This is a genomic window from Enterobacter cloacae complex sp. 6730903 (assembly GCF_048283985.1).
GTDB classification, from domain to species: Bacteria; Pseudomonadota; Gammaproteobacteria; order Enterobacterales; family Enterobacteriaceae; genus Enterobacter; species Enterobacter hormaechei_C.
In genome coordinates this window covers 1-18,419 of the sequence record NZ_JBLVXX010000006.1, presented here as the reverse complement: position 1 = coordinate 18,419, position 18,419 = coordinate 1, and the positions used below count along the sequence as shown (strand labels likewise).

Below are 18,419 nucleotides of genomic sequence, written 5' to 3'. Positions count from 1 at the left end.
ATCAGCCAAACATCGGCAGCATCAGGTAGAGCTTAATGACCAGCGCGTTGACGATATCAATGAAGAATGCCCCCACCATCGGCACCACCAGAAACGCCATGTGCGACGGGCCGAACCGTTCGGTGATCGCCTGCATATTCGCGATGGCCGTTGGCGTCGCTCCCAGACCAAACCCACAGTGGCCCGCTGCCAGTACCGCCGCATCATAGTTTTTACCCATCATGCGCCAGGTAACAAAGATGGCATACAGCGCCATAAACACGGCCTGTACCGCCAGGATCGCCACCATCGGCAGCGCCAGCGAGGCCAGTTCCCACAGCTTGAGGCTCATCAGCGCCATCGCCAGGAACAGCGACAGGCTGACGTTCCCCAGCACGGACACTGCACGCTCAAAGACGCGGTAAAAGCCCATCTGCGCCAGACCGTTGCTCAGGATCACCCCGATAAACAGCACGCAGACAAAGGTTGGCAGTTCGAAAGCCGTTCCCGCCAGCCATTGCGCAACGATTTTGCCCACGGTGAGGCAGATAGCAATCATGGCGATGGTTTCAATCATCACCAGCGAGGTGATGCTGCGGCCAACGTCCGGTTTTTCAAATGCCGTCGGCACCATTTCATCGTCTGGCCTGCCTTCCGGCGTGGTGGAGTGTTTCACCAGATAGCGCGCCACCGGGCCGCCAATCAGCCCGCCAAGCACCAGGCCAAAGGTCGCGCACGCCATTGCCACTTCCGTTGCGTTTTCAAAGCCATAGCGTTCGATGAACAGCTTGCTCCACGCCGCGCCCGTTCCGTGGCCACCTGACAGGGTAATCGACCCCGCCAGCAGACCCATCAGCGGATCCAGCCCCAGCAGCGACGCCATACCGATGCCGATGGCGTTTTGCATCAGCAGCAGGCCCACCACAACAATCAGGAACACGCCCAGCACCTTGCCGCCCGAACGCAGGCTTGCGAGGTTAGCGTTCAGGCCGATAGTGGCAAAGAAGGCCAGCATCAACGGATCTTTCAGGGACATATCAAAATCGATTTCCCAGCCCATGCTTTTTTTCAGCACCAGCAGGGCCAGCGCCACCAGCAATCCACCGGCGACAGGTTCAGGAATGGTGTACTTTTTCAGAAAGGAAACACTGTGTACCAGCTTGCGACCAAGCAGAAGAACCAGCGTTGCGGCAACAAGGGTCGACAACGTATCGAGATGAATCATAAAAGGCTCCTGTTATGCGCGTATTCCATACACACGCGGCGTTATCCTGGGCCGGGTGATGCTCGTCATGAGCCGCCAGCGCGAAAAGTGTAATTTTTTTTTGCTGTTCGTTGTAGAAAACCTGCTCACACCGGCAGATTTTCTCTCTTTTTTTTGCTGGCAATCGTTTGCTTTTACCAGGTGGTCAGCTAAAATGCCCGCTTTTCCACCGTGGGATTGCCGCCGATGTCTGTTAACACTCTGGAGTCTGCTGATGCGCAACCGATTGCGCAGAAGCAAAACAGCGAACTGATTTACCGCCTTGAAGATCGTCCCCCGCTGCCTCAAACCCTGTTTGCCGCCTGCCAGCACCTGCTGGCGATGTTCGTTGCGGTCATCACGCCGGCTCTGCTGATTTGCCAGGCGCTGGGGTTACCGGCGCAGGATACGCAACACATCATCAGTATGTCTCTGTTCGCTTCCGGCGTGGCCTCCATCATTCAAATTAAAGCCTGGGGTCCGGTGGGTTCAGGTTTGCTGTCGATTCAGGGCACCAGCTTTAACTTTGTGGCGCCGCTGATCATGGGCGGTACGGCACTGAAAACCGGCGGCGCAGATGTCCCGACGATGATGGCGGCGCTTTTCGGCACCCTGATGCTGGCCAGCTGCACAGAGATGATCATCTCCCGCGTTCTGCACCTGGCGCGCCGGGTGATCACCCCGCTGGTCTCCGGCGTGGTGGTGATGATTATCGGCCTGTCACTGATCCAGGTGGGTCTGACCTCCATCGGGGGCGGCTACGCGGCAATGAGCGACCATACCTTCGGCGCGCCGAAAAACCTGCTGCTGGCAGGCGTGGTGCTGGCGATCATTATTCTGCTTAACCGCCAGCGTAACCCGTACCTGCGCGTGGCATCGCTGGTGATCGCCATGGCGGCCGGTTACCTGCTGGCGTGGGCGCTGGGCATGCTGCCGGAAAACACCACCCCAACCAACAGCGCGTTGATTACCGTGCCAACGCCGCTCTACTACGGCCTGGGCATTGACTGGAGTCTGCTCCTGCCGCTGATGCTGGTCTTTATGATCACTTCGCTGGAAACCATTGGCGATATCACCGCCACCTCCGACGTGTCCGAGCAGCCGGTCTCCGGCCCGCTGTACATGAAACGTCTGAAAGGCGGCGTGCTGGCGAACGGACTGAACTCGTTTGTCTCGGCGGTGTTCAACACCTTCCCGAACTCCTGCTTTGGCCAGAACAACGGCGTGATCCAGCTGACCGGCGTGGCCAGCCGCTACGTGGGCTTCGTGGTAGCGCTGATGCTGGTGGTCCTCGGCCTGTTCCCGGCGGTGAGCGGGTTTGTGCAGCACATCCCTGAGCCGGTGCTGGGCGGCGCGACGCTGGTCATGTTCGGTACCATCGCGGCCTCTGGCGTGCGTATCGTCTCCCGCGAGCCGCTGAACCGCCGCGCAATCATGATTATTGCGCTGTCTCTCGCCGTAGGGCTTGGCGTCTCCCAGCAGCCGATGATTTTGCAGTTTGCCCCGGACTGGGTGAAAAACCTGCTCTCTTCCGGCATCGCCGCGGGCGGTATTACCGCTATTGTGCTGAATCTCATTTTCCCGCCTGAAAAGAACTGATCCCCACACGGCAGGCTGTCAATGCCTGCCGTGACATCTCTTTACACCATTCCCGCCTTGAGCATTGCGCATAAATCGTGCATAACACCCTTATGTGCGTTTCGCGGGAAGGAAGACCATGAAATTTATTGGAAAGCTGCTTATCTATCTTCTGGTAGCCCTGCTCATTGTAGTGCTCGCCTTTTATTTTCTGCTCCAGACCCGCTGGGGCGCATCGCAGGTCAGCAGCTGGATCACGGTGAATACCGATTACGAGCTCAACTTTGACCTGATGGATCACCGCTTTTCATCCCCTTCTCACATCCTTCTGGAAAACGTTACCTTCGGACGAGATGGCAAACCGGCCACGCTGGTCGCTAAAAAAGTGGATATTGGCTTAAGCAGCCGCCAGATCACCGACCCGCTGCATATGGATGCCATCACCCTGTTCGATGGCACGCTGAATTTATCGCCGCAGACGGCGCCGCTGCCGTTCCAGGCCGACCGTCTGCAACTGAATAACATGGCCTTTAACAGCCCGAATACGGAGTGGGATCTCAGTGCGCAAAAGGTGACCGGCGGCGTCAGCCCGTGGCAGCCCGAGGCGGGGAACGTACTGGGAAAAAATGCGCAAATCCAGATGAGCGCCGGGTCGCTCACGCTCAACGGCATACCGGCCAACAACGTGCTGATTCAGGGACAACTCAACGGCAAAGAGGTGGTGCTGAATACCATCGGTGCCGATATGGCGCGCGGCTCGCTGACGGGCTCGGCTCTGCGTAATGCCGACGGTGGCTGGGTTATCAACACCCTGCGTCTGAATGAGATCCGCCTGCAAAGCGACAAATCGCTGCTGGATTTCTTCGCCCCTCTCTCCACCCTGCCTTCGTTACAGATTGGGCGGCTGGAAGTGACCGATGCCCGTCTACAGGGGCCAGACTGGGCGGTAACCGACCTCGATCTCAGCCTGCGTCACCTCACCCTGAGTAAAGGTGACTGGCAAAGCCAGGAGGGACGGTTATCCATGAACGCCAGCGAATTTATCTACGGCTCGCTGCATCTGTTTGACCCTATCCTGAATGCGGAATTCTCCCCGCAGGGCATTGCGCTGCGTCAGTTCACCTCCCGCTGGGAAGGAGGCATGGTGCGCACCTCCGGCAACTGGCTGCGCGAGGGTCAGGCGCTGGTGCTGGACGACGTTGCCATTGCCGGGCTGGAATATACGCTTCCGGAAAACTGGAAAACGCTGTGGATGGACCCGCTTCCGGCATGGCTGAACAGCGTGACGCTGAAAAAATTTGGCCTGAGCCGCAACCTGGTGATCGACATCGATCCGGCGTTCCCGTGGCAGATCACCTCCCTCGACGGTTATGGCGCTAATCTGCGGCTGGCGCAGGATCACAAGTGGGGCGTGTGGGGCGGTAACGCAACCCTGAACGGGGCGGCAGCAACCTTTAACCGCGTCGACGTGCGTCGCCCGTCGCTGGCGCTGAATGCCAACGCCGCGACGGTAAATATTACCGACCTGAGCGCCTTTACCGAGAAAGGGATCCTGGAAGCGACCGCCACCGTGTCACAGCTGCCACAGCGGCAAACCACCGTGAGCCTGAACGGGCGCGGCGTACCGCTCAACGTTTTGCAGCAGTGGGGCTGGCCAGCGCTGCCGATTGCGGGCGACGGCAATATTCAGCTCACCGCCAGCGGCAGCGTGCAGGCGAATGCGCCGCTGAAGCCGACGGTGAACGGGAAGCTGAGCGCGGTGAATATGGATAAACAGCAGGTGCAGCAGACCATGACGGGCGGGATGGTGTCGACGGTGACTCCGGCACAGTAAATAGCCGGGTGGCGGCTTCGCCTTACCCGGCCTACGATCTCATGTAGGCCCGGTAAGCGAAGCGCCACCGGGCATTTTTACGGTTCAGAGGTGAACCACCACCTCATCCCCCTCGGCTTTCACCACCACACCCCACTCGCTGCCCACATGTGAACCGCCTTTTACGCCGCCGACCTTCTGCACGTTGCGCAAGCACACCGACCAGTTTTGCGCATCTCCCGCGCCGGTAAAGATCACGACGTCGCCCTGACGTGACGCCTTCAGCGTAAACGCCACAGAACCGTCCGCCGCAGGCACTTCACTTACCGCCGTTGCGCCATCGCTCAGGTTGAAGAGCTGGAAGGCCGTCCCCTCGTGCCACGCATAGTCTGGCTTCTGGTTATTGTTACCCAGCGCCAGCAGCGTGTTGTCGCGCACATAGACCGGCAGGCTCTGGAAATCGTGCTGCTGCTTATGCCAGCGGCTACCCTCGATTTCATCGTTGTGCCACAGGTGCGTCCAGCGCCCTTCCGGCAGGTAGAACTGCACGTCGCCCGCCTCGGAGAACACCGGGGCCACCATCATTGAATCCCCGAGCATGTACTGGCGGTCGAGGTAATCGCACGCCGGATCGTCCGGGAACTCCAGCATCATTGCCCGCAGCATCGGCGTGCCGAACTCGCGGGCCAGCGCCGCCTGACGATACAGGTACGGCATCAGCTGGCACTTCAGCTGCGTGAAGTGGCGCACCACGTCGCAGGACTCGTCATCGTACGCCCACGGCACGCGGTAGGATTTGCTGCCGTGCAGGCGGCTGTGGCTGGAGAACAGTCCGAACGCGCACCAGCGCTTGTAGACGTGCGCCGGAGCGGTGTTTTCGAACCCGCCGATATCGTGGCTCCAGAACCCGAAGCCGGACAGGCCAATCGACAGCCCGCCGCGCAGACTTTCGGCCATCGATTCGTAGTTGGCATAGCAGTCGCCGCCCCAGTGTACCGGGAACTGTTGCGCCCCGACGGAGGCAGAACGGGCAAACAGCACCGCCTCTTCTTCTCCCACCGTCTCTTTCAGCACGTTCCACACCAGCTCGTTATAAATGTAGGCGTAGTGGTTGTGCATCTTCTGCGGATCGGAGCCGTCAAACCACTGGACGTCCGTCGGGATACGCTCGCCGAAGTCGGTCTTGAAGCAGTCGACGCCGATCGCCACCAGGCCTTTCAGCTTGTCGGCATACCACCGGCACGCCTCCGGGTTGGTGAAGTCGTAGATTGCCAGCCCCGGCTGCCATTTGTCCCACTGCCACAGGGAGCCGTCCGGGCGCTTCAGCAGGTAGCCCTTCTCTTTCAGCTCCCGGAATACCGGTGATTTCTGGCCGATATACGGGTTGATCCACACGCAGACCTTCAGCCCTTTCTCTTTCAGGCGGCGGATCATCCCTTCCGGATCGGGGAAAGTCACCGGGTCCCACTCGAAGTCGCACCACTGGAAGGCCTTCATCCAGAAGCAGTCGAAGTGGAACACGTGCAGCGGCAGGTCGCGCTCGGCCATGCCGTCGATAAAACTGTTGACCGTGGCTTCGTCGTAGTTAGTGGTAAAAGAGGTGGTTAACCACAGGCCGAACGACCACGCCGGCGGCAGCGCCGGACGCCCGGTGAAGCGGGTATAGCGGTTTAATACCTCTTTCGGCGTCGGGCCATCGATCACAAAGTACTCCAGATACTCCCCTTCCACGCTGAACTGCACTTTGGACACTTTCTCGGAGCCGACTTCAAACGAGACGTTCTCGGGGTGATTCACCAGCACGCCGTAGCCGCGGTTGGTCAGGTAGAACGGAATGTTCTTGTAGGACTGCTCGGTGCTGGTGCCCCCGTCGCGGTTCCAGGTTTCGACCGTCTGACCGTTGCGCACCAGGGCGGTGAAGCGCTCGCCCAGGCCGTAGACCGTTTCCCCCACGCCCAGATCCAGACGTTCAAACACATAATTGCGATCGGTATTGCTGTCCTGCACGTAGCCGTTGTTTTTCAGCTGGCTGCCGGTAATGCGCTGGCCGTTGCGCAGGAAATCCAGCGCCCAGAACTCGCCTTTGGTGACGCGCACGCTGACGCTGCCGCTTTTCAGTTCGACAAATTCGGCGTTGTTTTCAATCTCAACTTTTACATCCTTCAGAACGTTCAGCGGATAGTGCGGGCCGTTGTTCAGCGCGCCCTGGAAGTGCTCAATGCGCACCCCGATAATCCCCTCCTGCGGAGCAAACAGGCGCACCGTGAACATCAACGTGTCGAGCTGCCAGGTGCGTTCGCGCACGTCACGCGGCGCGACGTACACCACCAGGTCATTGCCCTGCTGCTCCACGTCGAACACCTGGACCGGATACGTCACGTTAAGGCCCGGTTGAATAAGCCAGTTTCCATCACTGATTTTCATGCTTACGTCCTCTTAGTTCTGCAATTCTTTGCTGACCGGCAGGTTTTCAAACTCCTGCTGATTGCGGCGCGCGCCCTGCGCCAGCTCGCGCAGGATTTTGGTCAGGAAGGGGGTTTTCAGCGTGTAGTAGCGTTTGGCGATAATAGCGCTCAGCACGTAACAGATCGCCGGTGCCAGCGTAAACAGGCCGATGATGATGCTGATGGTCGCGCTGTTCTGGGTTTTGGCTGCCGCGTCGTAGCCGCCGCCTGCCAGCATCCAGCCGATCATCGCCCCGCCCAGCGCCAGGCCGAGCTTCAGCACGAACAGCGTGCCCGCGAAGCTGATGCCGGTCAGACGTTTGCCGTTAGTCCATTCGCCGTAGTCGACGGTATCGGACATCATTACCCACTGAATCGGCGTCACCAGCTGGTGCAGCACGCCGATAACGAAGATGAAGCCGAACATCAGCACGGTGGCATGCATCGGCACGAAGAACATCGCCACGCTGACTACCGCCAGCGCGGCGTTGGTCCACCAGAAGATGCTGACCTTGCACTTCCAGTCGGTGAGCGGTTTCGCCAGCGCGGAGCCGATCAGGTTGCCGACGCAGTAGGTCGTCAGGAACGCGACGAACACCTCCGGCGAGCCCATGATCCAGGTGCAGTAGTACATCATCGCGCCGCCGCGCACGCAGACGGCGAGGATGTTGAGGATGGTCAGCACGCCGACGATGCGCCACTGGTCGTTTTGCCAGATATCACGCAGATCTTCACGCATGGAGGTGGTGCTCGGCGGCACCTGGATGCGCTCTTTGGTGGTGAAGAAGCAGAACGCCAGCATCAGGAACGCGACCACCGACAGCACGGCGATCCCGCCCTGGAAGCCGAAGGCTTTGTCATCCCCGCCAATCAGGTTCACCAGCGGCATCATCAGCACCGTGGAGAGCATGCCGCCCGCCGTCGCCAGCACAAAGCGCCAGGACTGAAGTGAGATACGCTGCGTCGGGTCGTTGGTGATTACACCGCCCAGCGCGCAGTAAGGGATGTTGACCACGGTATAGAGCAGGGTCAGCAGGGTGTAGGTGATGGCGGCGTAAACCATTTTACCGTTGAGGCTGAGGTCCGGCGTGGTATACGCCAGCACGCAGACGATGCCGAACGGAATGGCGCCGAACAAAATCCACGGGCGGAACTTGCCCCAGCGGCTGCGGGTGCGGTCGGCAATCAGCCCCATGCACGGGTCGGAGATCGCATCCAGCGCGCGGGCCAGCAGGAACATGGTGCCGACAAACCCGGCGGGAATACCAAAAATATCGGTGTAGAAAAACATCATATAAAGCATGACGTTATCAAAAATGATATGGCTGGCGGCGTCTCCCATGCCGTAGCCAATCTTCTCTTTTACTGACAGGACTTCGCTCATATTTTTATCCTTCACGCTGTAGGGGGCGCTGAGACCGGTTGCATTGGTTTTAAACCATTGTTTCAGATGCGGGTATTGCGTTTTCTGGTTAAGAGATTACGTTTCTTGTTTTTTGTGATCGGGATTAAAGTTGGCGAGCACGAAATGCTAACCTGAGGATTTTCTTAAGAATTAGCTGAAACAGGGGGGTTAAGGTCAAAAGAGAGGTGAAAAAAGTGGTGTGGGGTATGTGGTAAATGCCTGAAAGTAGCTATAATGCGCCCCGCCTCCATGTAGCAATGCAGGCGCGGAAGATCGTCATCTCCGGTGAGGTGGCTGGACTTCAAATCCAGTTGGGGGCGCCAGCGTTCCCGGGCAGGTTCGACTCCTGTGATCTTCCGCCAAAATTCCTCCGTCACCATCCGAGAAAGTATAAAAATCCTTTATTTTCAAAACATATAGTAAATCCTCCATCCGTAACCGTCCGACAAGTTCTCCCTGAATCCATGAAAAATATGTATAGTGATGTGTATAGATTTTTTATACACATTTTTGACTTATACACATGCCACTAACAGACATACAAATTAAACGAGCAAAGCCCCAAGACAAGCCATACACATTGAACGACGGACAAGGCCTGTCATTGCTTATCAATCCCGATGGCTCGAAGGGCTGGCGTTTCCGTTTCCGCTTTGCCGGAAAGGCGCGGTTAATGTCATTTGGTAGCTACGACCTTGTGAGCCTAGCTGAAGCACGTGAGAAGCGTGAGACCGCACGTAAGCAAGTTGCCAATGGCATTGACCCGGTTGAGGAACGCAAAGCCCAAAAGCTGGCACAGCAGCTCTCAACAGAAAACTCATTCGAAGCTATATGTCGGGAGTGGCACTCAAATAAAGCCGATCGCTGGACAGTGGCCTACCGCGAAGAAATCATTAAAACATTTGAGCAAGATGTTTTCCCGTTCATCGGTAAACGCCCGATAAATGAGATCAAACCTCTGGAACTGCTTGAGGTACTACGACGAATCGAGAAGCGTGGAGCACTGGAGAAGACTAGAAAAGTGCGCCAAAGATGTGGCGAGGTCTATCGCTATGCAATCATAACTGGCCGTGCTGAGTACAACCCTGCGCCTGATTTAGCCATTGCTCTGGCCGTCCCGAAGCAAAAACACCATCCTTTCTTATCCGCTGAAGAGTTACCTCATTTTATTCGGGATCTTGAATCGTATACCGGCAGCATCATCACTAAGAATGCGACAAAAATCGTCATGTTGACCGGTGTACGAACCCAAGAGATGCGCTTTGCTACATGGGATGAGGTTGACCTTGAGAAAAGTATATGGGAAATACCAGCAGAACGTATGAAAATGCGTAGGCCTCACATTGTTCCTTTATCTACTCAGGTAGTTGAGCTATTCAATCAGCTCAAACCTATTACCGGCCATTATCCCTACATTTTTATTGGTAGAAATAATCGTAGTAAACCGATCTCTAAAGAAAGCGTTTCACAAGTAATTGAGTTGCTTGGTTATAAAGGACGGGCTACTGGTCATGGGTTTCGGCATTCTATGTCGACTATACTTCATGAGCAAGGATTTGATAGCGCCTGGATTGAAATGCAATTAGCTCATGTTGACAAGAATAGTATTCGAGGCACTTATAATCATGCTCAGTATATAGAAAAAAGAAGATGTATGTTGCAGTGGTATGCAGACAGAATACTTTCCCCTTACTCCAAGATTTCATTATAAAATATGGACTGGCAGTCTAACAATAAGACTGCCAGTGATTACAATATTACAATCTACTATTGAGGTTATGTTTGTTTTTTTTATTTTTCAGTTCAATTATAAAGTTAACATTAGATGCAATCACAATATAAAGAGCTATAAGTTGTAAATAACTCAATATTAGCAAAGAAAAAATACCAATGCCGACAAAAAAACTTGGGGCATGAATAAACAGCCAAGATTTAATGATGAACGGCTTTAAAACAACTCCTATTAAAAGAAGAGATAACACTATTGCGGATAGAACCACAACACCAACAATGATCTTGACTCGCTCACTATCCTCATCTGAAAAAATAGCATCCACTTTTGATGGCTGCGTAATCCTCAATATTGCATTAGGATATAGATATGCTATCCATATTCCCATTATAGTAAAAACCATTACAGAAACATTTTGCAGAATAGAAATTAACGGGTCTAAATCCTGACTTACAATATCAGATCGATATGCAAAACTGGCCCAAACAATAGCAACCAATGGAATGATGTGAAGATATTTAAGATGCTCTCGAGTTTGATCTTTCATAAACATCACCAATCAAGAATTCGCCTGTTCTTCGGAGTCCGGAGAACTTGTAAAGGCAGCCAGTAAATTATCTCTAGTTAAGTGCAAGGCATTCAAAATTCTACTAGTCGTATAAAACCCTGAATCATCATACTGACCTATATCACTAACTAATAATGTATTCCTTACAACGAACTCGTTTAACCAACATGTTCCCCCTACACCTTCTTTTCTAAAACCTAAGTTGGCCCAATCACCAGCACTAACATTATAGTCTTCATTGTACGTTTCAAAAATGGAACGCAGCTCTTCTCCTGTAGGAGAGGCTTCTATAGTTAATTCAATTTTTCGAGTATCTCTTGTTACTTCGCTAGAAATGAATGGAAGACCTCTAAAATACCTTGTCCAGCCAGCATCTGGCTGAACTGATGCGCTAATCACATCTCGTTTGACGAAGTGCGTTATCTGGTTTGCGATTCTATCTAAGTCGGCTTCATTTGTTAATTTTGTATATTGTTCACTATATATCCTAAGCCACAAGTTCTCGCCAGAAGCAGAAACAAAAGATATACTTAAATAATTACCATTTTTTCCTTCCTTCATTTCTCGACGCTTTGTTTTAATATCACTATGCAGTGTCATGAAATCACGAAGATATTTATTCATCAGTTCTGTATCTGAAACTGAACTATGAAATTTTATTGATGCAAAAATATTTAAAGAAGGAACAAACCAATAATAAGCAGGCTCCCCCCATATAACATTTTCACCATCTAACTCTTCATCAGCACTGTACAAACGATCATCACTTAAGGCAGAGTCAGAGCGAATACCATAAACTCCATTCCCATTTCCAATTGCTCGCCATAAAATTACAACATAGTCACCTGTGCTCTCGTTACGCTCAATTCCCTTTAAGTAAACTTTTTTCCTTGAAGAATAACCGGGGGTATTGTCATCCCAAGGCAATGTATCTGCCAATGAGGTCCTACTTGAGAACCAAGTATGTAAGGAATCCAGCATATCGGCCATCATCAATGGCTCATAATATGAATCACCTCTCTTATGGAATCCTAATTGTTTATATTTGAAAAAAGTGACCAGTCCTTCGCTCATTTGCTCACCATTAGTTGAGGTTGAATACTTTGATTTTAGGAGAAATCTAATCAGAAGAAGATGCGTGATGAACATTTAATCATGTCCTTAAATTAATGCAACCTTCGCGCGCAATGCTCTCCCCGCCCCGCCTGCCCGCTTAAGGGGGCGCTTTTAATGCAGGTGCATGACCGGCCTCAGGGCACGCCAGTGCTGGCGCTGGCGGGGGATCCTGTGTCGGTAAAACGCATGCAAAACCATGCACCTTATGCATGCATGGCTTTTATACGTAAAAATGGCGGGATTTTCTGGGATTTTTAAGCGGACTACCGCACGGCCAGTTCTGCACGGCGGCGGGTGTAATTCAGGTTCTGTGCTGGCGTGAATTTTTCACGACTATCATCTCGCGAAGCCGCATCAGGCCTGAATCCGATGGCCGTTAAAATGTCATTGTCCTGCGCCGAATAATTAATTTTTTCACCGGCGGCCAGCCAGACCTGTAGCGCCTCACGCAGACAGTCGAGTGAGTGCTGCATGGCGCAGCGCTGAACGGCGGGATGTTGCCCGGGATAATTCATCAGCTCCGGGGCAAGGGCGGCGGCCAGCTCCGCGCCGTGCGCCTGCATAAAATCATTCAGACGGTTACGGATGCTGATTCGCTGCACCTCCTCATGCGAGCGGATATAACGCCCGGCAGCCTGATTAATTTCCCATTTTTTCACGTCGATAATTTCGCGCAGCGTTTGCAGGCTCCGGCCGCTGTGGCCGTTACCGGCAAGCTGTTCGCGGTATGCCTGTTCGGCCTGCTTCAGTTCATCCCTGCGTTGCAGCCAGGCGGATTTGTTTGCCTGACAGGCCTCAAAGGCTTTCTGTAGCGTCAGTGTGGTCACGTATGTTTCTCCTTATGACTGGCCGTGCTTACGCACCGGCACGGTTAACGGTGGCCGCCGGTGCGGGTGCCGGGATAACTGGTTCTGTCGCCGGTGAACGAATAACCCCGTCGATGGATTCAAGCGTGCGGAACGTGGCCGAGCATTCAATGTTCATGCACTGGTGATAGCGCTGTTTGACGTTATCGGACAGATAGCGACTGGTGCGGGAATGCGCGCTGGTTTTGCAGAACGGGCAGTGAAACATGCTTACCCCTCTGCTTCTGTCTCGCCATTTTCAGCCAGCTTTCTGGCGAGCATCATTCTCTTCGCAGGGCTGCGTAACAGCTCCGTATCAACGTCAGTAATCTGCGGCCGGTGCATGCCCGTCACGGACAACACCGGCTCCTGCGTCATATCGAAGTGATACAGGCTGCCCTGACGGCTCAGCGCATCGCGCAGCTCACTGATGACCACGGACTGCGGGGCGCTTTCTCCCTTCATTTCGAGGGCACGAATGCGCAGCAGGAAAGCGCGGATGAGGGCGACAGGAACGGCGTTGACAGCCTGAGCCCATTCCGCACCGGCATAAGCGGTAAAGGCATCTTCATGCGCTGAAAGGTATTTATTGCCGGTGGAGCAGGCATTCAGCATGGCGCGTTTCCGGTCTGTCTCCAGCTCCGCAATCAGGCCGGTGAACTCGTCGGCCAGCTCGCGACTGGCGATACGCCTGCTGTGCTCAGCTTTCATTTCAGGGGTGAGACTGCCGCGCAGGGTGCGAAAGCGGCTGCGCCAGTCCTGCTCAGCCTCTGCGCTCTCATCGAGGGCGGTCTGCCGCTCCTGCTTACAGCGTTCAATGGACGTATCAATCTCTTTCAGTACCTGCATGCTGGCCGCGTGGGTGTCTCTGGCCGCAGTGAATGCGCTCAGCTTGTCGGTGATGTGCTGGTTGTTCACTTCATACTGCTGAGCGGCAACATTTTGCAGGGCGGTAATGACTGTTTCGGGTTTCATGTTCAGGCTCTCCGTTTATTCAACCTGAAATGATTCTGCCCTTCATCACACAACATCTCGATTCATTGCAGTTGTGGCAGTTCTGGCACAAACACCACTCAAAACCCGGCTTGCCAGAGAAAGGTCTCAGCAAAACCTACTCATCGATTGTTTTTTTACTTATAACTATTCACCACTGTTCACCTTAAATAAAAATATAAGTAATACAGTTAGATAAAGGGTGAACAGTTGAGGGTATGACTGTTCACCGTCTGTTCACCACTGTTCACCCTCCTGTTTTGCTCTGTCTATACCACTAAGACTATATTTCGACTAAAAATGAAAAATGTATAACTAAAAGCAATATAAATTGCTGCATTGTAATGCAGTGATTTGCACATCTTTGCCAGCGTTTGTCTTTGTTTGCCAGAGCGAAAAGTCAATGTTTGTTTCCCCGAAAATCTCACATGACCTGAGAAAAAATATAGACATAATAAGGAGCTACCCGATGCCGGACGGACATGACCGGCACTGTATGGACTTTATGAGGTAGCCCGATGCACACCGCTTTTTCTTCCCCGTCTTCTGCCCCTGCCGCACCACTGATGCCTGTTTCTGATGCCGTTCAGGAGCGCTTTATCCGCCTGCCTGAAGTGATGCATCTGTGTGGCCTGTCCCGGTCAACCATTTACGACCTCATCAGCCGCGAGGCTTTCCCGAAACAAATCAGCCTGGGCGGCAAAAACGTGGCATGGGCGCAGTCTGAAATCACGGCATGGATGGCAGATCGCATTGCCGAACGTAACCGGGGGTATGACGCATGATGATGACCGTTCAGCAAACCGCCCCTTTTTCTGGCTTGCTTCCTGTCGCCGTTTCCAGGTATAGTTTTCCCGCTGTCGCAAAATCGGCAGCCGGGCGTGAGAACCCGAGTTACTCAGTGGCGACACCGGACGCGCCATGCGTCTTTTTTTGTGTCTATGCCTATGTGCACCTGTTGTTTACGCATCGGTTCTTTAGCCGTTGCTGTATCCGCGTAATGGTGGCTCAGGCGGGGCAGCCTTCGGGCTGGCCGGTACCCATTGAGGCCGGTTTCTCACCCCCGTCTGGGCTACCACCCGAGCGTGAGAACTCCGGTGGTGGCGTTAACCGCTACTCAATGGAGGTTGCCCTAATGGCTACGACCCTCACCCCGTCACACCCGCAGTTTGTCTTTGTGTTTGCCGCCGTTCGTCGTGCAAACCGTAAACCCCGTATCTGTATGCTCCGCACCGTTGCCGGTGATGAACACGCGGCACGTCGTTCCCTCGTTCGCGATTACGTCCTCTCGTTTGCCGGTCGTCTGCCGGTTGCGGAGGTGCGTGCATGAGACACACCACCATTACTGCCCGTGACCTCGAATGTCTGGAGCATATGCGCAACGTCGGCCAGCTCGTCAATGAGCTGATGCAGGTGCAGGACTGCGCCACCGTTCGTCGTGACCCTTCGCAGCATTCACAGCTCACCTCCGTGATTTACCTCATGACCGCCCAGCTCGACGGCGTGGTAGAGCGCTGCAATCAACGCTGGCTGACCGGGGAGGGCAACGTATGAAAAAGCCATTACCGCCCGTATTACGCGCCGCGCTGTATCGTCGCTCCGTGGCCTGTGCATGGCTGACGGTATGCGAACGCCAGCGCCGCTATCCGCACCTCACCCTTGACGCGCTGGAAAGCGCCATTGCCGCCGAGCTGGAGGGCTTCTACCTGCGCCAGCACGGCGAGGAAAAAGGCCGTCAGATTGCCTGTGCACTGCTGGAAGATTTAATGGAAGCCGGACCGCTCAAGGCCGCGCCCTCACTGTCCTTTCTCGGGCTGGCCGTGATGGATGAACTCTGCGCCCGTCACATGCAATCGCCTGTTGTGCACTGAGGGAGGAAATAACGATGAAAATGAACGTAACAGAGACGGTAAAACAGGCATGCGGCCACTGGCCGCGCATTCTCCCGGCGCTGGGTGTGAAGGTGATTAAAAACCGCCATCAGGCCTGTCCGGTGTGCGGCGGCTCTGACCGTTTCCGCTTTGACGATAAAGAGGGGCGAGGCACATGGTTCTGCAACCAGTGCGGTGCGGGTGACGGGCTTAAGCTGGTAGAGAAAGTGTTCGGCATGAACGCATCAGAGGCTGCCGGGAAGGTGAACGCCGTGACCGGCAACCTGCCGCCGGTTGCCCCCGAAGTGATTGCGGCCGCCGAGGCTGAAACGGAGGCTGACCGCAAAGCGGCGGCCGCACTGGCCGTCAGGCTCATGGAGAAAACCCGACCTGCCAGCGGCAACGCCTACCTGACCCGCAAGGGCTTCCCCGACCGGGAATGTCCGGTACTGACGGTCACGCATAAAACCGGCGGCGTGACGTTCCGCGCCGGTGATGTGGTTGTCCCGCTGTATGACGATACCGGCGCACTGGTTAACCTTCAGCTTATCAGTTCTGACGGTCTCAAACGCCCCCTGAAAGGCGGGGCGGTAAAAGGAGCGTGCCATACCATCGAAGGGAAAAAACAGGCCGGAAAACACCTGTGGATAGCGGAGGGCTATGCGACCGCGCTCACCGTGCATCACCTGACCGGTGAAACCGTCATGGTGGCGCTGTCGTCCGTGAACCTCCTTTCTCTGGCGAGCCTTGTCCGCCAGAAACACCCGGCCTGCCAGATTGTCCTCGCTGCCGACCGTGACCTTAACGGCGACGGCCAGACAAAAGCCGCCGCGGCCGCAGAAACCTGTGAGGGCATTGTCGCCCTGCCGCCGGTGTTCGGCGACTGGAATGATGCGTTTATGCAGAATGGCGGGGAGGCCACGCGGAACGCCATTTATGACGCCATCCGGCCACCGGCGCAAAGTCCGTTTGATACCATGAGCGAGGCGGAATTTACGGCCATGAGCGCCAGTGACAAGGCTCTGCGGGTGCATGAGCATTACGGTGAAGCGCTGGCCGTGGATGCGAACGGCCAGCTCCTGTCCCGCTATGAAAACGGCATCTGGAAAAATATCCCGGCAGCCACTTTTTCACGGAATGTGGCTGACTTATTCCAGCGCCTGCGCGCCCCGTTCTCATCCGGGAAAATTGCCTCGGTGGTGGAGACCCTGAAACTGATTATTCCGCAGCAGGATACACCGGCGCGTCGTCTGATTGGTTTTCGCAACGGGGTACTCGATACCCAAGGCGGCATATTCAGCCCGCACAGTAAATCGCACTGGCTGCGCACGCTGTGCGACGTGGATTTTACCCCGCCGGTGGAAGGCGAAATGCTGGAGACTCACGCGCCGAATTTCTGGCGCTGGCTTGACCGGGCGGCCGGTAAAAATCCACAAAAGCGCGACGTGATACTCGCTGCGCTGTTTATGGTGCTGGCGAACCGCTATGACTGGCAGCTCTTTCTCGAAGTCACCGGTCCCGGTGGGAGCGGCAAAAGTATTCTGGCCGAAATTGCGACCCTGCTCGCCGGAGAGGATAACGCCACATCGGCCGACATCGACACGCTGGAAGACCCGCGCAAGCGTGCCTCCCTGATTGGCTTCTCGCTTATCCGTCTGCCTGACCAGGAAAAATGGAGCGGTGACGGCGCTGGACTTAAAGCCATCACCGGCGGCGATGCGGTCTCGGTTGACCCGAAATACCAGAACCCGTATTCAACGCATATTCCGGCGGTCATTCTGGCGGTAAACAATAACCCGATGCGCTTCACCGACCGCAGCGGCGGTGTGTCACGTCGCCGGGTGATTATTCATTTCCCGGAGCAGATTGCCCCGGAAGAGCGCGACCCGCAGCTCAGGGATAAAATTGCGCGCGAGCTGGCTGTTATCGTGCGCCAGCTTATGCAGAAATTCAGCGACCCGATGACCGCGCGCGCACTGCTCCAGTCGCAGCAGAACTCCGATGAGGCACTCAGCATCAAGCGTGATGCTGACCCGACGTTTGATTTTTGCGGTTATCTGGAAATGCTGCCGCAGACCAACGGGATGTTTATGGGTAATGCCAGCATCATCCCGCGTAATTACCGTAAATATCTTTATCACGCATATCTGGCCTATATGGAGGCTAACGGGTACAGGAACGTGCTCAGCCTGAAAATGTTCGGACTGGGGCTGCCCATGATGCTGAAAGAGTACGGCCTGAATTATGAGAAGCGGCACACAAAGCAGGGGATACAGACCAACCTGTCGCTGAAAGAGGAAAGCTACGGCGACTGGCTGCCGAAATGCGACGAACCCGCAGCGACATAACCCACTCCAGACCGGCTACAGCCGGTCTTTTTCTTTCCGGCCATTGCCATAAGGTGAACACTCCACTGTTCACCCTTCACCGTATATTCACCCTGTATCAGTATGAAATTATTGATAAAAAAGCAAAGGTGAACAGTGTGAACACTAAAACCGGAAAAACTTTTTATCCCCCCGAGTATTGCCTGACCGGGCGCCCCCGGAACGAGTAAAGCGAAAAAAGGTGAAGAGTCGACTGTTCACCCTTCACCAACTCATCATCACTTAACTTAATGATATAAAATGAGAAATAACCGAGGTGAACAGTGTTAACAGTTAAATGCAAAAAAACTTTTTTCTCAGCACTTGGATAAAAGAAAATTAATTCACATCAATAGCTTTCCTCTTGAATCCTCTTGAGGTTTATGAGAGCGTTACAGAGCCAAACCTAGCATTTTATGGGTTAATAGCCCATCGGGCCATGAGTCATGGTTTCGCCTAGTATTTT

17 protein-coding genes and 1 tRNA gene are annotated in these 18,419 nt (G+C 54.6%); 10 read left to right on the top strand and 8 right to left on the bottom strand.

The annotated features are described in order from the left end of the window. Position 1 precedes the first annotated feature (1 nt). Positions 2-1,204, bottom strand: a complete 1,203-nt coding sequence (gltS, locus tag ACNQ0W_RS04420) for a sodium/glutamate symporter (protein ID WP_006812438.1) — start codon at positions 1,202-1,204, stop codon at positions 2-4. A gap of 225 nt (positions 1,205-1,429) precedes the next feature. On the opposite strand from gltS, the gene xanP reads away from it, so the two are divergent. Both xanP and ACNQ0W_RS04410 read left to right on the top strand, forming a co-directional pair. Further along, on the top strand, positions 1,430-2,821 hold the full coding sequence (gene xanP / locus ACNQ0W_RS04415) for a xanthine/proton symporter XanP (protein ID WP_015570053.1): 1,392 nt from the start codon (positions 1,430-1,432) through the stop codon (positions 2,819-2,821). Between the two features lie 118 nt (positions 2,822-2,939). Continuing rightward, on the top strand, positions 2,940-4,634 hold the full coding sequence (locus ACNQ0W_RS04410; protein WP_062933113.1) for an AsmA family protein: 1,695 nt from the start codon (positions 2,940-2,942) through the stop codon (positions 4,632-4,634). A gap of 84 nt (positions 4,635-4,718) precedes the next feature. Here ACNQ0W_RS04410 and yicI read toward each other — a convergent pair whose 3' ends face one another. Both yicI and ACNQ0W_RS04400 read right to left on the bottom strand, forming a co-directional pair. Further along, a complete protein-coding gene (gene yicI, locus ACNQ0W_RS04405; RefSeq protein ID WP_062933112.1) occupies positions 4,719-7,037 on the bottom strand; it encodes an alpha-xylosidase in 2,319 nt (772 codons plus the stop codon). 12 nt (positions 7,038-7,049) lie between these two features. Continuing rightward, complete coding sequence (locus ACNQ0W_RS04400) at positions 7,050-8,441, bottom strand: glycoside-pentoside-hexuronide family transporter (RefSeq protein WP_015570055.1); 1,392 nt, start codon at positions 8,439-8,441, stop codon at positions 7,050-7,052. A 288-nt stretch (positions 8,442-8,729) separates the two neighbouring features. On the opposite strand from ACNQ0W_RS04400, the gene ACNQ0W_RS04395 reads away from it, so the two are divergent. Beyond that, positions 8,730-8,824 (top strand) — tRNA-Sec (locus ACNQ0W_RS04395). Between the two features lie 161 nt (positions 8,825-8,985). Continuing rightward, positions 8,986-10,173 (top strand): tyrosine-type recombinase/integrase, encoded by a 1,188-nt coding sequence (locus ACNQ0W_RS04390; protein ID WP_063153282.1) that lies wholly within the window; start codon positions 8,986-8,988, stop codon positions 10,171-10,173. A 46-nt stretch (positions 10,174-10,219) separates the two neighbouring features. Here ACNQ0W_RS04390 and ACNQ0W_RS04385 read toward each other — a convergent pair whose 3' ends face one another. Together ACNQ0W_RS04385 and ACNQ0W_RS04380 are read right to left on the bottom strand one after the other, a co-directional pair. Next, positions 10,220-10,741: a hypothetical protein gene (locus ACNQ0W_RS04385; protein ID WP_223824779.1), complete on the bottom strand. Its 522-nt coding sequence runs from the start codon at positions 10,739-10,741 to the stop codon at positions 10,220-10,222. A 12-nt stretch (positions 10,742-10,753) separates the two neighbouring features. Next, on the bottom strand, positions 10,754-11,836 hold the full coding sequence (locus tag ACNQ0W_RS04380) for a hypothetical protein (RefSeq protein WP_063153284.1): 1,083 nt from the start codon (positions 11,834-11,836) through the stop codon (positions 10,754-10,756). Positions 11,837-11,992: 156 nt separating this feature from the next. Here ACNQ0W_RS04380 and ACNQ0W_RS04375 point away from each other — a divergent pair, with 156 nt between their 5' ends. Continuing rightward, positions 11,993-12,136: a hypothetical protein gene (locus ACNQ0W_RS04375; RefSeq protein ID WP_063153281.1), complete on the top strand. Its 144-nt coding sequence runs from the start codon at positions 11,993-11,995 to the stop codon at positions 12,134-12,136. A gap of 5 nt (positions 12,137-12,141) precedes the next feature. On the opposite strand, the gene ACNQ0W_RS04370 is transcribed toward ACNQ0W_RS04375, so the two are convergent. Genes ACNQ0W_RS04370 through ACNQ0W_RS04360 form a run of 3 tightly spaced genes read right to left on the bottom strand, consistent with a single transcriptional unit; the run spans position 12,142 to position 13,698 of the window. Continuing rightward, entirely contained in the window at positions 12,142-12,705 is a 564-nt protein-coding gene (locus ACNQ0W_RS04370) for a phage polarity suppression protein (protein WP_063153280.1), read from the bottom strand. Between the two features lie 28 nt (positions 12,706-12,733). After that, positions 12,734-12,952, bottom strand: a complete 219-nt coding sequence (locus ACNQ0W_RS04365; RefSeq protein ID WP_032634242.1) for an ogr/Delta-like zinc finger family protein — start codon at positions 12,950-12,952, stop codon at positions 12,734-12,736. A 2-nt stretch (positions 12,953-12,954) separates the two neighbouring features. Continuing rightward, positions 12,955-13,698 carry a hypothetical protein gene (locus tag ACNQ0W_RS04360; RefSeq protein WP_063153279.1) on the bottom strand — a complete coding sequence of 248 codons (744 nt, stop codon included), beginning with the start codon at positions 13,696-13,698 and terminating at the stop codon, positions 12,955-12,957. Between the two features lie 536 nt (positions 13,699-14,234). Here ACNQ0W_RS04360 and ACNQ0W_RS04355 point away from each other — a divergent pair. Genes ACNQ0W_RS04355 through ACNQ0W_RS04335 form a run of 5 tightly spaced genes read left to right on the top strand, consistent with a single transcriptional unit; the run spans position 14,235 to position 17,935 of the window. After that, positions 14,235-14,501 carry a helix-turn-helix transcriptional regulator gene (locus ACNQ0W_RS04355; protein WP_023165627.1) on the top strand — a complete coding sequence of 89 codons (267 nt, stop codon included), beginning with the start codon at positions 14,235-14,237 and terminating at the stop codon, positions 14,499-14,501. Next, entirely contained in the window at positions 14,498-15,046 is a 549-nt protein-coding gene (locus tag ACNQ0W_RS04350; RefSeq protein WP_063153278.1) for a host cell division inhibitor Icd-like protein, read from the top strand. The genes ACNQ0W_RS04355 and ACNQ0W_RS04350 overlap by 4 nt, the downstream gene beginning before the upstream one ends. Further along, a complete protein-coding gene (locus tag ACNQ0W_RS04345) occupies positions 15,043-15,270 on the top strand; it encodes a hypothetical protein (protein ID WP_058686225.1) in 228 nt (75 codons plus the stop codon). The genes ACNQ0W_RS04350 and ACNQ0W_RS04345 overlap by 4 nt, the downstream gene beginning before the upstream one ends. Then, positions 15,267-15,587: a DUF5375 domain-containing protein gene (locus ACNQ0W_RS04340; protein WP_063153277.1), complete on the top strand. Its 321-nt coding sequence runs from the start codon at positions 15,267-15,269 to the stop codon at positions 15,585-15,587. The genes ACNQ0W_RS04345 and ACNQ0W_RS04340 overlap by 4 nt, the downstream gene beginning before the upstream one ends. Positions 15,588-15,601: 14 nt before the next feature. Further along, positions 15,602-17,935, top strand: a complete 2,334-nt coding sequence (locus ACNQ0W_RS04335) for a primase-helicase zinc-binding domain-containing protein (protein WP_063153276.1) — start codon at positions 15,602-15,604, stop codon at positions 17,933-17,935. The last annotated feature ends 484 nt before the right edge of the window (positions 17,936-18,419 follow it).